14 protein-coding genes and 1 riboswitch are annotated in these 15,083 nt (G+C 61.7%); of the genes, 6 read left to right on the plus strand and 8 right to left on the minus strand.

The annotated features are described in order from the left end of the window. Nucleotides 1–63: 63 nt before the first annotated feature. A complete protein-coding gene (locus J2Z31_RS16305; RefSeq protein ID WP_209602619.1) occupies nt 64–1,224 on the minus strand; it encodes a polyamine ABC transporter substrate-binding protein in 1,161 nt (386 codons plus the stop codon). 51 nt (nt 1,225–1,275) lie between these two features. Continuing rightward, entirely contained in the window at nt 1,276–2,355 is a 1,080-nt protein-coding gene (locus J2Z31_RS16310; protein ID WP_209602620.1) for an ABC transporter ATP-binding protein, read from the minus strand. Between the two features lie 294 nt (nt 2,356–2,649). Here J2Z31_RS16310 and J2Z31_RS16315 point away from each other — a divergent pair, with 294 nt between their 5' ends. After that, on the plus strand, nt 2,650–3,393 hold the full coding sequence (locus J2Z31_RS16315; RefSeq protein ID WP_408022042.1) for a helix-turn-helix transcriptional regulator: 744 nt from the start codon (nt 2,650–2,652) through the stop codon (nt 3,391–3,393). Between the two features lie 73 nt (nt 3,394–3,466). On the opposite strand, the gene J2Z31_RS16320 is transcribed toward J2Z31_RS16315, so the two are convergent. The 6 genes from J2Z31_RS16320 to J2Z31_RS16345 all read right to left on the minus strand — a co-directional run bounded on the left by J2Z31_RS16320 (nt 3,467) and on the right by J2Z31_RS16345 (nt 9,427). Continuing rightward, nucleotides 3,467–3,940, minus strand: a complete 474-nt coding sequence (locus J2Z31_RS16320; RefSeq protein WP_209602622.1) for a 6,7-dimethyl-8-ribityllumazine synthase — start codon at nt 3,938–3,940, stop codon at nt 3,467–3,469. A 189-nt stretch (nt 3,941–4,129) separates the two neighbouring features. Beyond that, a riboswitch (FMN riboswitch) is annotated at nt 4,130–4,293 on the minus strand. A gap of 123 nt (nt 4,294–4,416) precedes the next feature. Then, nucleotides 4,417–5,478 (minus strand): ABC transporter ATP-binding protein, encoded by a 1,062-nt coding sequence (locus J2Z31_RS16325; RefSeq protein ID WP_209602623.1) that lies wholly within the window; start codon nt 5,476–5,478, stop codon nt 4,417–4,419. An 11-nt stretch (nt 5,479–5,489) separates the two neighbouring features. Next, nucleotides 5,490–6,272 (minus strand): ABC transporter permease, encoded by a 783-nt coding sequence (locus tag J2Z31_RS16330; RefSeq protein ID WP_209602624.1) that lies wholly within the window; start codon nt 6,270–6,272, stop codon nt 5,490–5,492. After that, nucleotides 6,269–7,150 (minus strand): ABC transporter permease, encoded by an 882-nt coding sequence (locus tag J2Z31_RS16335; protein ID WP_209602625.1) that lies wholly within the window; start codon nt 7,148–7,150, stop codon nt 6,269–6,271. The genes J2Z31_RS16330 and J2Z31_RS16335 overlap by 4 nt, the downstream gene beginning before the upstream one ends. A 113-nt stretch (nt 7,151–7,263) precedes the next feature. After that, entirely contained in the window at nt 7,264–8,370 is a 1,107-nt protein-coding gene (locus tag J2Z31_RS16340; protein ID WP_209602626.1) for an ABC transporter substrate-binding protein, read from the minus strand. Between the two features lie 178 nt (nt 8,371–8,548). Further along, entirely contained in the window at nt 8,549–9,427 is an 879-nt protein-coding gene (locus J2Z31_RS16345) for a MurR/RpiR family transcriptional regulator (RefSeq protein WP_209602627.1), read from the minus strand. 173 nt (nt 9,428–9,600) lie between these two features. Between J2Z31_RS16345 and J2Z31_RS16350 the strand changes: the two genes are divergently transcribed. From J2Z31_RS16350 to J2Z31_RS16370, 5 genes are all read left to right on the plus strand, one after another. Then, nucleotides 9,601–10,371 carry an N-formylglutamate amidohydrolase gene (locus J2Z31_RS16350; RefSeq protein ID WP_209602628.1) on the plus strand — a complete coding sequence of 257 codons (771 nt, stop codon included), beginning with the start codon at nt 9,601–9,603 and terminating at the stop codon, nt 10,369–10,371. 142 nt (nt 10,372–10,513) lie between these two features. Next, nucleotides 10,514–11,023 (plus strand): TRAP transporter small permease subunit, encoded by a 510-nt coding sequence (locus J2Z31_RS16355; protein ID WP_209602629.1) that lies wholly within the window; start codon nt 10,514–10,516, stop codon nt 11,021–11,023. Further along, on the plus strand, nt 11,020–12,345 hold the full coding sequence (locus tag J2Z31_RS16360; RefSeq protein ID WP_209602630.1) for a TRAP transporter large permease: 1,326 nt from the start codon (nt 11,020–11,022) through the stop codon (nt 12,343–12,345). Before J2Z31_RS16355 ends, J2Z31_RS16360 begins: the two co-directional genes overlap by 4 nt. 111 nt (nt 12,346–12,456) lie before the next feature. Continuing rightward, nucleotides 12,457–13,503 carry a TRAP transporter substrate-binding protein gene (locus J2Z31_RS16365; protein ID WP_209602631.1) on the plus strand — a complete coding sequence of 349 codons (1,047 nt, stop codon included), beginning with the start codon at nt 12,457–12,459 and terminating at the stop codon, nt 13,501–13,503. Nucleotides 13,504–13,598: 95 nt separating this feature from the next. Continuing rightward, the gene (locus J2Z31_RS16370) at nt 13,599–14,969 is read left to right on the plus strand and encodes a glutamine synthetase family protein (RefSeq protein WP_209602632.1); all 1,371 of its coding nucleotides are present in this window, start codon (nt 13,599–13,601) and stop codon (nt 14,967–14,969) included. Nucleotides 14,970–15,083 lie beyond the last annotated feature (114 nt).

Genomic DNA, 15,083 nt, shown 5'->3' on the forward strand with positions numbered 1-15,083 from the left:
CGATCTTTCCGCAAACGGCGGAAATGCCAGCCGAAGGAGAGGGAACTGCCGATCGTGGTTGGATCAAGCCGCCTTGAAGCGGGCCATCAACTCGGCGCGGCCGGGATCGGTCAAGGTAACAGCGGCGCCGAATTCGAGCGGGCGCAGCGATGCCTCGTCGGGGTAGACGATTTTGTTGGAGGTGACCTCTTCCGGCAGCAGCTTCAGCACCCGGCTGTCGGTCGTCGGCGCACCGTTGGCGATGTGCTCCTTGACGGCATTCTGCGGCGCCATCAGGTAATTGAGCAACGCGTAGCCGGCCGGCTTGTTGGCCGCGCTCTTCGGAATGGCGTAGAAGTCCGTCCAGATCTCGCCGCCGTCCTTGCCGAGCACATACGCAATCTCCGGCATGTCGCGGTTGAGCTGGGCGCCGTCATTGGTCCAGCACATGGTCATCCAGGCATCGGTTGCGCGCATTGCCGGCTGGTAGTCGCTGTTGATCGCGTAGAGGTGCGGTTTGACCCGGAGCAACAGTTCCTCGGCCTTGGCGAGTTCGTCCGGTTTGATCGAGTTGAAGGAGTAGCCGAGCGAGACGAGGGCGTTGCCGATGGTGGTCAATTGATAGTCGTGCACCATGGTGCGGCCGTCGGCCTCGGTCATCGCCACCTCGAAGAAGTCCTTCCAGCTGGAGACCGGGGCTTTGATCTTGCTCGAGTTCACCGCGATGCCGGTCGTTCCCCAGTTCTTCGGGACCGCATAGGTCTTGCCGTCGACCATGCCCTCATGGGTGAAACGCGCGTTCTGGGTCGAGGGGTCGTAGTTCGACAGCTGAGACAAGTCGAGCTCATCGATCAAGCCGAGCTTGACGTAGGTCGAGATCGTATAATTGGTGGGCACGAACAGATCCCAGCCGGTGCCGCCCGCCTGTAGCTTTGCGAGCATCTCCTCGTTCGAGCCGAACACATTGACTTCGACGGCGACGCCGGTGGCGGCCGTGAAGGCTTCGAAGGTGGCGGGGTCGTGATAGTTCGGCCAGGTGGCAATCGACATCTGGCTGCCGAGATCGCCGGCGAAGGCCGTCGAATTGAAGAGGCCGGGCTGACGCGCCAGAACCGCCGTGGCGAGGCCGAGACCGGTCACGCCCAGGAAATGCCGGCGCGTAACCGAGCCGCGCTTCAGGCGCATCAATTCGTCGGCGAGCTTCACTGCAGTAATCGGGGCATTTTCTCTGTACCACTTGGTCATGACGCTGTTCCCTTATCCTTCACGTGCGTTGATGACAGCAGAACCGGCCGGTCAGGCCGGGAAGACATGCATCGCGTGGGGATCGAAGCTGAGGCCGATCCTTTCTCCCGGTTCGGCGAGGTCGCTTTCGTCGATACTGCGGCGATCGGCGGTTACCAGGAAGTCGCCGAGGCCATCGACCTCAACCGAATATTCCACGGAGGAACCAAGGAAAATCCGGTGGGTCACGGTGCCCTGCAGCGTCGAGGCTCCATCACGGACGAGGCGGATCGCCTCCGGCCGCAGCGCCACCATGGCGGCGCCCGCGGTCCCATTGACGCGCGCGGGTTTTGCCAGCCCCACGCCGTTGGCGAGCCGGATCGGGCCCGCTCCGGCTTCGATCGTTGCGGCGATGCGGTTGGTCTTGCCGACGAAATCGGCAACGAAGAGGCTTTCCGGCCGGTCGTAAATCTCCTCCGGCGTGCCGATCTGAACGATGCGGCCGGCGTTCATCACGCAGACGAGGTCGCTCATCGACAGCGCCTCCTCCTGGTCGTGGGTGACGAGCACGAAGGTGATGCCGAGCTCGCGCTGCAAGCTCTGCAACTCGATCTGCATGGCGGTGCGCAGTTTCTTGTCGAGGGCGGCGAGCGGTTCGTCGAGAAGCAGCACCTTGGGCTTGTTGACGATGGCACGTGCGAGGGCGACGCGCTGTTGCTGTCCGCCCGACATTTCGTGGATTCGGCGCTTAGCGAAGCCGCCGAGGCGCACCATCTCCAGCGCTTCCTGCGTGCGCCGCCCGATTTCGGCCGCCGCGATCCGCGGACGCAACTGCTTCAGCCCATAGGCGACGTTCTGCTCGACATCGAGATGTGGGAACAGCGCATAGTGCTGGAACACCATATTTACTGGCCTGCGATAAGCCGGCACACCGTTCATCGCTTCGCCGCCGATATAGACCGCCCCCTCGCTCGGCTGCTCGAAGCCGCCAATCATCCTCAGGCAGGTGGTCTTGCCGCAGCCGGACGGCCCGAGTAGGGCGACGAAAGCGCCCTTGGGGACCGCTAGATCGATCCCCGACACGGCCGCCACGCTGCCATAGCGTTTGGCGACCGCACGGAATTCTATATCGTTCGTCGAAGCGGATCTCACGGTTGTTCCCTGCGGCCGTTATCGGTGACCGTTCGCGGTTCTCCTGCCGCTCGGTCCCCACCGTCATTGAGAGACAGCCTAGTCACAGGTGCCTGAGCCGGTATATACCCCAAGAGTGGTATTTCGGCGAGATTTGGCCTGTGGCAGGAGTATATCCCGCAGCGCCGCGTGTCTTTGTCTTTCAGCCGATTTGAGGAGAGGGCGCGAGCTCGGGAAGCGGACCGGGAGGGCGGTTTGGTTATCGACTTCGAAGGGCTTTTCCAGGCGATGGCGCCTCTGGTGGAGGGAGCCGCGATGGAGGACCGGCGCGTCGGGGAAACCTTCCGGCGGCTGATGTCGAGCCTGATGACTTTCGACTATGTGGTGGTCTTCGCCTACCGGGGAAAGGAACGGCCGATCGACCTCTACAGCACGTTCGATGCCAAGGACCATGTGCTCTTCGTCAGCCTCTACCAGGCCGGTCCCTATCTGCTCGATCCTTTCTATCACGCCGCCTGCGCCCCGAAGCCGGGTGTGTGGCGCATGCGGGAACTGGCGCCCGACCGCTTCTTCTCGAGCGAATATTACCGGACCTACTATGTGCAGACCGGCCTTGCGGAGGAGGTGGGCTTCTTCGTTCCGGTTAGCGGACAGGCGACGGTCGTCCTGTCGCTGATGCGCCGGGAGGCGACCGGCAGCTTCAGCGCGGCGGAGTTCGCGCTGCTCAAGAAGGCGGAGGCGCTGGTGGCGGCGCTCGTCCGGCATCATTGGGCGGACCTCGATCGCCGCTTCGATGCCGCACTCGCCAGGACCGGACGCGGCCGCCGCAAGATGGCGCATCCGCCGGCCGACGGCGTCTGGCGCCACCTCAACCTCACGGAACGAGAGGCTTCGATCATCGAACTCGTGCTGCAGGGTCACTCGTCCGAGTCGATCGGCCTAAGGCTCGGCATTTCCACCGGAACGGTGAAAGTCCATCGCCGCAATGTCTACCGCAAGCTCGGCATCTCTTCGCAGACGCAGCTTTTGTCGCTCTACATCAACAGTCTCGGACATTGATCGGCACATTGCGAACGGAAATTCGCCGACATCGAAGCTGGAGGCGCGACCAGTCGATCGCGCCTCTTAAGGATCACGCGTTGAGGAGCGCGAGCTTCGCGCGTGAATCGAGAATTTGCGCGCAGGCGTTTGCCGCTTCCTCGCCCTTGACGACGAAATGATCGCGGAAGAAGGCGATCAGCGGTTCGCTTTCCTGGAAATTGTGGGGCGTGAGCACCGCCGAGAGGACAGGCACGTCGGTGTCGAGCTGGACGCGCATCATGCCCTCGAGCACGGTGCCGGCAACGAAGTCATGACGATAAATGCCGCCATCGACGACGAACGCCGTGCCGAGGATCGCCGAATAACGCCCGGTTTTCGCAAGCGTCTTGGCGTGCAGCGGGATTTCCAGTGCCCCTGGCACGTCGAAGATCTCGATATCGGCCGCGTTGCCGCCCAGCTTCGCCCATTGCGCGACGAAGGCATTGACGCATTGGTCGACGATATCGGCGTGCCAGCGGGCGCGGACAATGGCAATTCTGGTGGAGGGGTGGGAAAGAACGGTCATGATCTCAAGCCTTTCAGGGTTGGCGTTTTTCCAATGATCCCGTCGGGCGAACATGCATGCGCGATGGCCCCGCTGCATGTTTCCTTAAATCGGATCCGATTTAAGGTTAAAAACATGCAGCACTTCAAAGTGCTACAGCGACCTTTGCGCGTCTGATAAAACACGCGGCGCTGTAGGGACTCCGCTCCTGCTTGCTCTCTTTCATCCGGACTGTGACCGTCGGCTCCGGAGTTCGACCGGATCTGCTGACCTTCGGACAAGTGTCCGAAGCGCTCGCGGGCTTCGATCGCAAGTCATTCAACCCGTCGATCGCTACCGCCGGTGGGGACTTCCACCCCGCCCTGAGAACGCGTGCAACCATATAGGTCGATCCGCGCCGATCACATGCGGCAAGCGACGAAAAGGGGAGCAATCACGACAGAGTTTTTCAGGCGTGACCCCGTCGGCAAGAAATCTTCCGTGTGGGCAAAGCGCTGCTATTCGCGAATGACCAGCAGGTCCTTCGCGGCAAAGCGCAAAGTGACGTTTTCGCCGGAAGCGGGCGGGATGATGCCCGGATTGTTGAACATGTCGAAGGAGATGATGTCGGAGCCGACCCTAAGTCGTGTGCGGATCACCGAGCCCAGAAAGCTGGTCGAGACGACCTCGCCCGAAATCGACGCGTCGCCCTTGGCACCTTCGGCGATCGAACCGGCTTCCGGCCGGAGCGCCAGTGAGATCGTGTCGCCGCCGTTGAGACCGGCAATAGGTTCCCGCAAGGTAACTGGCTGGTTGCCTATGGTGATGCTGCCCGCCGCCGGATCGGCGACCTTCGCCTCTATGATGTTGAGCGTGCCGACGAAGGAGGCGACGAAGCGGGTGGCCGGCGTGTTGTAGATCTCGAACGGCGTGCCGATCTGGTCGGCGCGGCCGGCATTCATCACCACGATGCGATCGGAGATCGACAGAGCTTCCTCCTGGTCGTGAGTGACGAACACAGTGGTGATACCGAGCTGCTGCTGGATCTGCCGGATCTCTTCGCGCAGTGAAATGCGGATCTTCGCATCGAGCGCGGAGAGGGGCTCATCGAGCAGCAGCACCTGCGGCTTCACCGCCAGCGCTCGGGCAAGCGCCACGCGCTGCTGCTGGCCGCCGGACAATTGATAGGGGAAGCGGTCCGCCAGGTGCTCGAGCTTGATGAGCCCGAGCATCTGCTTCACCCGAATATCGATGTCCGTTTTCGAGGTGCCGGCGACCTTGAGGCCGAAGGCGACATTGTCGTGCACGTTCATGTTCGGGAACAGCGCATAGGCCTGGAACACCATGCCGATATTGCGCTGGTTTGGCTTCAGCGCGCCCTGGTCCTTGCCGTCTATGAAGATCGAACCGCCCGATGGTGTCTCGAAGCCGGCGATCATCCGGAGAATGGTGGTTTTGCCGCAGCCGGAAGGCCCGAGGAAGGAGACGAACTCGCCCTTCTCGATCCCCATGTTGAAATCGTGCACGACCTGAACCGGGCCGAAGGACTTTTTGATGTTGGTCAGTGAAAGGAAACTCATACGAACGGTCCTCAGGCCTTGGGAGGCGCGCTTTTCTGGAAGCGCGAGACGAGCTGGATGAGGCCGAGGCAGCCCCAGGTGATGCCGAATGCGATGACAGCGAGCGCTGCCGGCTCATAGGCGCGGTTGGCGCCGAGGAGCTGCATATAGGGGCCGAAAGCCGGCCTGTTCAGCAGCGCCGCCATGGTGAATTCGCCGATGACGATCGCAAAGGTAAGGAAGGCGCCGGAAAGGACAGCGACAAGCACGTTGGGCAGGATGATTCTCGCCAGAATAGTGGCCCACCCGGCACCCAGGCTCTGGGCGGCTTCGGTCAACGTGGCGACGTCGATTGTCCTGAGGCCGGTGTCGACCGCGCGATACATGTATGGCAGCGCGAGTGTGGCGTAGCCGAACATCAGCAGTATGTTGGTGCCGAAAGCGGAGCCCGTCAGCGGAAGCCAGCTCGAGGTGTTGTAGAGCCGGATATAGCCGAAGACAATGACGATCGCCGGAATGACCAGTGGCAGCAGCGTCACGAACTCGACGTAGGGACGCAGGCCCGGCAACTTGAGGCGGATCCAATAGGCAGTCGGCACCACGAGCAGCACGCCGAAGACGATGGTGAAGAGCGCCTGCGTCACCGAATAGGTGAAGGTTTCCTGGAAGCGCGGATCGCCAAACACCTTCGCGTACGCGTCGAAGGAATATTCGCCGCGGCGCATTTTGAGCGAGAAGTTGGTCATGCCGACGAGCGGCAGGGTAAAATAGAGGATGCCGAAAAGGAGGGCGCCCCAGGCCCAGATCTTCTTCATTTGAGCCACCTCTCGCTGCGGGCGCGTAGCCAGATGTAGATTGCGTTGGCGACGCCCGTAACGACGATCATGCCAAAGGCGAGCGCATAGCCGAGGTGCGGATTGCCGAGCACGTCGCCGCGGATCTGGGCGAAGAGCAGGATAGGCACGATCGACAAGGACGAGCCGGTCAGCGCGATGGCGGTTGCGACGGCGCCGAAGGCGTTGGCGAAGAGAAGCGCCAGGGTGCCGAGAATGGAGGGGAGCAGGATCGGGAAGGCAACCATCCGCCAATATTGAAAGCCCGTAGCGCCAAGGATCGAGGCCGCTTCGCGCCACTCGCGCTTCAATCCGTCGAGCGCCGGCGTGATGATGAGGATCATCAACGGGATTTGGAAGAAGAGGTATGTAACGGTCAGGCCCCAGAAGGACAGTATGTTGAAGCCGAGCACTCTGAGGTCGATGCCCAGCTCCGAACGCAGGAAAACGCTCACAATGCCGACGGGCCCGAGCGTTGCAAGAAAGGCGAAGGCCAGCGGTACGCCTGCAAAGTTGGAGGCGACACCGGAAAACGTCAGCAGCGGTCCGCGGATGCCTTTTGGCAAGCCGCCGAAAACGACGGCTGCGGAGATCGCAAAGCCGGCCAGGCAGCCGAGGAGCGCCGAAGCGATGCTGATCTTGATGGAGATCCAGTAGGCCGCGAGGATCGATGGTGTGAAGAGACCCCGGATATTATCGAGCGTGAAGCTGCCGTCCGGTGTCTGAAAGGCGCCGACCACGATCTTCACCGTCGGGAGAATGAGAAAAAGCGCCACAAAAGCGGCAAAGGGCAGAATGCCCAGCCAGTGAAGCGGAAGACGACGCGCAGGCGACCTGGCGCTGATGTGAGCAGATGACATTCCGTTCGCCCTACGTGGCCGCGCGGCAGACGCGGTCGTTCATTGATTTTCCTATGAATATCGCATCCGCCCCGGCCGGGAAACCGGCCGGTGCGGCATGATTGCGGAAACGCTTACTGGACGTTTGCGCCGACGACGGAATCCCAACCTTCGGTCACGGCAGCCTTGTTCGCGTCGACCTCTTCCAGAGTGGGGAAGTAGGCCTTTTCATAGGCAGCTGCCGGCGGAAGGGCATCGATCAGCTCCTTCGGAACCTTGCCCGCCTTGACCATCGCATTGAAGCGGGCCGGGTGGCAGAAGCCTTTCAGCCAGCCGAGCTGACCTTCGTCGGAATAGAGATGCTCCATCCACAACTTGGCTGCGTTCGGGTGCGGTGCATAGGCCGAGATACCCTGAACGTAGACGCCGGCCAGAACGCCGCTTTCCGGAATGACGACTTCGGTCGGCGGGTTGCCGTTCAGCGTCTTGCCCCAGCCGAGCGCATTGTAGTCCCACGCTACGATAATCGGGGTCGAGCCCTGGGCCAGCGTACCGGACTTGCCGATGACCGGGACGAAATTGCCGGCCTTGTTCAGTTCGGCGAAAAACTCGAGACCGGCTTCACCGGCTTCCTTCCCGGCCTTCGCGCCTTTGGCGAGGCCGGCGGCAAGCACGCCGAGGATCGCCTGGTTCGAGGCGCGCGGATCGCCGGCGAGGGCGACCTGGCCGGCATATTCCGGCTTCAGCAGATCGGCCCAGTCCTTCGGCGAATTGGCAACGAGGTCCTTGTTGATGAGGAAGGACATCACGCCATAATAGTCGCCATACCAGTAGCCTTCCGCATCCTTGATGGTGTCCGGAATCTCGTCCCAGGTGGAGACCTTGTAGGGCTGCAGCAGGCCTTCGGCCTTCATTTGCGGACCAAAGGCGAGGCCGACGTCGACAACGTCCGGCGCCTGCGGACCCTTGTTGTCCTTGTTGGCCTTGACGGCTTCGACCTCGTCGGCCGAGCCGGCATCCGGGTTCAGTTCGTTGACCTGGATTTCCGGATATTTGGCCTTGAACGAGGCGATGACCTCGCCATAGCCGCACCAGTCGTGGGGCAGAGCGATGGTGGTCAGCATGCCCTCCTTCTTGGCGGCGGCGATGAGTTCCTCGCTCGGCTCGGCGACGGCGATGGCCGTCGTCGCCATGAACATGGCGGTCGTGAGCGAGAGCAGGCGTTGAGTCTTTGAAATCACTGGCGTTCTCCTTGTGGCTTCAGTTGTTTCGGCGATGCTGTTAATGCGCTGTGATGAACCTTATGTGACAGACTGATCCTCGCCTGTAACCGGCATGCGTGCTCCCGGGGGCCACTCCGTCGGACCGGAGCGCTTTCCGGTACATGGTTCATCCTTTTCAGGCTTTGCCGGGGACCTCCTAGACCGGCTTGCGGAAAATGCGCGTCGAGTCGAACAGGCCCTCAAGGGTCTTCATTCGATCGCGGGTTTCATCCCAATTCGAGCTCTGCACCGCCTCGATCAGCGCCTCGACCAGGAACAAGAGAAGCACGGAGCTGTCCCAGGCGGAGGGCACCTCTATCTGCGCGCGAAAGACCTTGGACGCGGATTTGGCGACGGGAGAGCCCCATTGGTCGGTGAAGAGGACGATTTCCACGCCGCGCTTGCGAGCGAAGCTGGCGAGCGTTTCCATCTCCTGCTCGTAACGGCGGATGTCGAACAGGATCAGGACGTCGCCCCGCTTCATATCGAGCACGTAATGGGGCCAGGAACTCGGATTGGCGGCGATGTGCGTGACGCCGGTGCGGATGACCTGAAGATGCGTGAAAAGGTAGTCCGCCATGGTGCGGGTGATGCGTCCGCCGACGAGATAGACGTGACGCCTGCAATCGGAGACGAGCGCCGCGGCGGCGTCGAATTCGGCGGGCTCGATCTGCGAGAGCGTCAGGCGCATATTGCCCATGACGGCATCGGCAAAGCGGTTGAGGATATGCGTCCCCGGCGCGCTCGCCGCCCAGCGGTCATGCTTCGCGATCGGATTGGAGATCGTCGCTTCCAGTTCCTGGTGCAGTCTTGCCTGAAAATCGGGAAAGCCACGGAAGCCGAGCTTCTGCACCATTCGGGCGACAGTCGGCGTCGAGACGCCGGCGTTCTCGGCGACCGTCGTGATCGAACCGAGCCCGGAGACCGGATAGTTGTCGAGAAGTGTCTCCGCCAATCGCCTCTCGGCGCGCGTCAGCGCCGCGAAATGTGCGGTGATCACATCCGACACCGTCATGGATGCGGTATTACCCTTCAATGCTATGCCCCTCAGCCGATCTCCGCCAGCTTGGAAGCGATTAAGCTCGTTGTCACAATCGGAGTCAATCGCCTTTTTGAAGAGATCGTTTCATATTTTTGTTGACAGCCCATCTTCGGTGAAGAATTCTCTTCACAACAGGGGCGGCAGTGCATTTTTCGGGGGCGCCGGTCGTGACGGGACTTTTGACTGAGGCGGAAGGCAATCCGGTCGCCATAACAAATGCCGGTGCGAAGAGCGATTTCCTCTTCCTGTGCGAGCATGCCTCGCGCCGCCTGCCAAAGCGCCTCGGAACGCTCGGCCTCTCCGAAGAGGCCCTCCAGAGCCATATCGCGTGGGATCCGGGCGCGCTCGCCGTCGCCGAGCTTCTCGCCGAAAAACTCGACGGCGTGCTGATCCACCAGCGCTTTTCGCGCCTCGCCTATGACTGCAACCGACCACCGGAGTCCGAGGCGGCGATGCCTGTGGTCAGCGAAGTCTACGATGTGCCCGGCAACGGGGCGATCTCGGCGGCCGAGCGCCAGGCAAGGATTGACGAGATCTATCTGCCTTTTCACGAGGCGGTGTCGACGTTTGTCGTCGGCCGCAAGGCAGCCGGCAGGCGGCCCGTGCTCGTCACCATGCATAGCTTTACGCCAGTCTATTTCGGCAAGCCGCGCACCGTGGAGCTCGGCATTCTACACGACGCCGACAGCCGCCTTGCCGACCGTATGCTGGCGATTGCAGCGGTGGAGATTGCCTACGATATCCGCCGCAATGAGCCCTACGGTCCTGCGGACGGAGTGACGCATAGTCTGATAGAATACGGCCTGCGTTATGGACTGCCCAATGTGATGATCGAGATCAGAAACGATCTGATCCACGACGAGATCGGCCAAAGGGGCATGGCCGATTATCTGGAGGGGTTGCTCGCCAAGAGCGTCGCGGCCTTATCCGCACAATAAAAAGCCCCTGGGGAGCGGCAGCGCTCGCGGTGATGTCCGGTGATCGATTGAACAGGAGAAAGACAGCCAATGCTTGGATCGGCAGCAAGGGGAGGCGCGTTTCCTCGACGGGACAATGCCTGCGCCCGGCAGGGGCGCCGCCATGCCTGAATATCTGAAGACTTATGTCCGCGTCGTCGATGGGTTCAATCGGCGCGTCGGCAGGGCCACCATGTATCTGATCTTCGCGATGATGGGCATCCTGCTCTATTCATCGATCTCGAAGGCGTGGCTCCTGCCGTCGCTCTGGACCCTTGAAATGGCGCAGTTCGTCATGGCCGCCTACTATCTCCTCGGCGGTGCCTATTCATTGCAGCTCGACAGCCACGTCCGCATGGACCTGCTCTATGGCCGATGGACGTTGCGCACCCGTGCCATGGTCGACGCCGTCACCATCATCATGCTCTTCGTCTATCTCGCGTTCCTGCTTTACGGCGGCGTTTCCAGCACCGCCTATGCTTTAAAATACGGCGAGACCAGCTATTCGGCCTGGGCACCCTATATGGCGCCGATCAAGATCATCATGACGATCGGGGTGCTGCTCACCTTCCTGCAGGCGACGTCCATCTTCATCAAGGACCTGGCCCATGCCGTCGGGAGGCCGATCGCATGAGCTACGAAATGATCGCCTTCATGATGTTCTCGTCGATGATGATGACGATGCTGACCGGACAGCGCGTCTTCGCGGCGATCGGCGTCGTCGGCGTGGTCGCCGCTGCTTTTCTCTGGGGCAATGGCGGCTTCGAAATGGCCTTCGCCGCCTCGATGAAGCTGATGAAGTGGTATCCGCTTCTGACGCTGCCGCTCTTCATCTTCATGGGCTACATGCTGTCGGAATCCGGCATTGCCGAGGACCTCTACAAGATGTTCCATGTCTGGATGGGCGGCCTGCCCGGAGGACTCGCGCTCGGAACCATCGGGCTCATGGTCATCATCTCCGCCATGAACGGTCTCAGCGTAGCCGGGATGGCGATCGGCGCGACGATCGCGCTGCCCGAACTGCTCAGGCGCGGCTATGACAAGACCATGGTCTCGGGCGTGATCCAGGCCGGCAGCTCGCTTGGCATTCTGGTGCCGCCGAGCGTGGTTCTGGTGCTCTACGGCATGATCGCCCGCCAGCCGGTCGGGCAGCTCTGGCTCGCCGGCGTCTTTCCTGGCCTGTTGTTGGCCTTGCTGTTCTCGCTCTACGTTATCATCCGCTGCAAGATCCAACCACATCTGGGGCCGGCACTGCCCAAGCAGGAGCGCGATATTCCGCTTGCCGAGAAGCTCAAGTTGCTCAGAGCCGGCATCCTGCCGTTCATGATCTTCTTCCTGATGATGGGCCTCTTCGTCATGGGCGTCACCAGCCTCGTCGAGAGCTCGGCCGTCGGCGCCATATCCGCGCTCGCGGCTGCCTGGGTGAAGGGACGGCTTACATGGAGCGTGTTCGACAGGACGATTGAGCAGACGCTAGGGATCTCCTGCATGTTCATGTGGATCATCCTGGCCGCGCTCTGCTTCGGCGCCGTTTTCGACGGCCTTGGAGCCGTCAAGGCGATCGAGCACCTGTTCCTGGAAAAATGGGGCCTCGGTCCCTGGGAGGTGCTGATCCTGATGCAGATCTCCTATCTGATCATGGGCACCTTCCTCGACGACACGGCGATGCTCGTCATCGTTGCCCCGCTCTATATTCCGCTCGTCGGCAGTCTCGGCTTCGATCTCATCTGGTACGGCGTGCTCTACACGATCACCTGCCAGATCGCCTACATGACCCCGCCCTTCGGCTACAACCTGTTCCTGATGCGGGCAATGGCGCCACCGGAGATCACGTTGATGGACATCTACAAATCGGTGTTCCCGTTCGTGGCGGTGATGATTGTGGGCCTGGCGATCGTGACGGCATTTCCGGAGATCGCGCTCTGGCTGCCACAGAACGTCTACGTCAGGGGCTGACGGGAGCGGCGCCTCTGCGCCGCAAGAAGCGATGCCCTCTCCGATCGGGAGAGGGCTCCAACAAAAAGAAGAATTGCGAGTGAACGAAGAAAGAATGAGGGAAACAGAAAGATGACCAACAGACGCGATTTTCTCAAGAAGGCGGGGCTTGCTGCCGCCGCCGGCACAACTGCGCTAGCGGCGCCGGCCGTGCGGGCGCAATCGAAGATCACCTGGCGCCTGCAGACCTATGCGGGCCCGGCGCTTGCCGAGCACGTCATCAAGCCGGCGATCGACGCCTTCAACAAGGCGGCCAATGGCGAGATGCAAATCGACCTCTACACCGCCGACCAGCTGGTGCCGACCGGCGAACTCTTCCGCGCGATGCAAGCAGGCACGATCGACGCCGTGCAGAGCGACGACGATTCCATGGCCTCCCCGGTCGACATCAAGGTCTTCGGCGGCTACTTCCCCTTTGCCTCGCGTTACAGCCTCGACGTGCCGACGCTCTTCCATCAGTACGGCCTCAACGAAATCTGGGCCGAGGCCTATGGCGAGGTCGAGGGCGTCACGTGGCTTTCGGCAGGCGCCTGGGACCCCTGCAACTTCGCCACCGTGAAGCCGATCAAGTCGCTCGAGGATATGAAGGGCCTGCGCATCTTCACCTTCCCGACCGCCGGCCAGTTCCTGACGCGCTTCGGCGTCGTGCCGGTGACACTGCCTTGGGAGGACGTTCAGGTCGCCATGCAGACCGGCGAACTCGACGGTCTCGCCTGGTCGGGCATCACCGAGGACTACACGGTTGGCTGGGCGGACGTCACCAAGTACTTCCTCACCAACAACATCTCCGGTGCCTGGTGCGGCTCGTTCTTCGCAAACTCGGCGCGTTGGAATGAGGTGCCCGAACATCTCAAGACGCTGTTCCGTCTCTGCATCGACTCGTCTCACTACTATCGCCAGCATTGGTACTGGGGCGGCGAGGCGAAACTGCGCGCCGAGGGCACCAAGCTCGAACTGACCACCATTCCCGACGAGGAATGGAAAACGGTGGAAGCGGAAGCGCTGAAGTTCTGGGAGGAGATCGCCGCGACCAGCCCGCGCGCGGCCAAGGTGGTCGGAATCCTCAAGAACTATCGCGAAGTGATGGAGAAGGCAGGCCCGCCCTACCGCTACAGCTGACCAGCAACTCCCAAATTCTCACCCGGGACTGCGTGCAGCCCCGGGTGAGGACCGGCTAACGCAATCCGGCAAGAGACCGGAACCAGGACTTCTCCATGAGCGCGAACTACACATTCGATGATTTGAAGAAAGACGTGGCCGACGGCCGCATCGACACGGTGCTCGCCTGCCAGGTGGACATGCAGGGCCGGCTGATGGGAAAGCGTTTTCACGCGCAATATTTCGTCGAGAGCGCCTGGAAGGAAACGCACAGCTGCAACTATCTGCTGGCGACCGATCTGGAGATGGAGACGGTACAGGGCTACAAGGCGACGAGCTGGGAGAAGGGCTACGGCGACTATACGATGAAGCCGGACCTTTCGACGCTTCGGCGCATTCCCTGGCTGGAGGGAACGGCGCTCGTCATCTGCGACGTTCTCGACCATCACACTCATGAGGAGGTGCCGCATTCGCCGCGCGCGATCCTCAAGAAACAGGTTGCCCGCCTCGAGGCCATGGGTCTCAAGCCCTTCATGGCGAGCGAGCTCGAATTCTTCCTTTTTGACCAGTCCTATGACGATGCGAGGGCGTCCGGATATCGCGACCTGCAGCTCGTCAGCGGCTACAACGAGGATTACCACATCTTCCAGACGACCAAGGAAGAGGATGTGATGCGGGCGATCCGCAACGGCCTCCAGGGTGCCGGCATCCCGGTCGAAAATTCCAAAGGCGAGGCCTCTGCCGGCCAGGAGGAGATCAACGTCCGCTATGCCGACGCGCTGACGATGGCCGACCGCCACGCGATCATCAAGAACGGCTGCAAGGAGATCGCCTGGCAGCGCGGCAAGGCGATCACCTTCCTTGCCAAATGGAACTATTCGGCCGCCGGCTCGTCCTCGCACATCCACCAGTCGCTCTGGAGCGCCGACGGCGAAACGCCGATGTTCTTCGACAAGGACGGCCATTACGGCATGTCCGAGCTGATGCGGCACTACGTCGCCGGGCTCCTCGCCCATGCGAGCGAGATCACCTATTTCCTTGCGCCCTACATCAATTCCTACAAGCGCTTCATGGCCGGCACCTTCGCTCCGACCAAGGCGATCTGGAGCAAGGACAACCGCACGGCCGGCTATCGCCTCTGCGGCGACGGCACAAAGGGCATCCGCATCGAGTGCCGCGTCGGCGGATCCGACCTCAATCCCTATCTCGCCTTCGCCGCGCTGCTTGCGGCCGGTATTTCCGGCATCGAAGACAAGATGGAACTGGAAGCGCCCTTCGTTGGTGATGCATATCACGGCAAGGACGTGCGCGAAATTCCGCATACGCTGAGGGACGCGACCGAGGCGATGACCGGATCGAGGATGCTCCGCGCCGCTTTCGGCGAGGAGGTCATCGACCATTACACCCGCGCAGCCCGCTGGGAGCAGGAGGAATATGACCGGCGCGTGACCGATTGGGAAGTCGCGCGTGGGTTCGAGAGGGCGTGAGTTTAGGTCCGGATTTACCCCTCCCCAAGCCTGCCAGAAGGGGGAGGGGCTTAACCTGCGGCACCGCCTCCGCACAATAACTCGGCCGAGCCACTTTTAGCGGCGTTGAGTTGG

Origin of the sequence: Sinorhizobium kostiense (assembly GCF_017874595.1) — a bacterium.
GTDB lineage: Bacteria > Pseudomonadota > Alphaproteobacteria > Rhizobiales > Rhizobiaceae > Sinorhizobium > Sinorhizobium kostiense.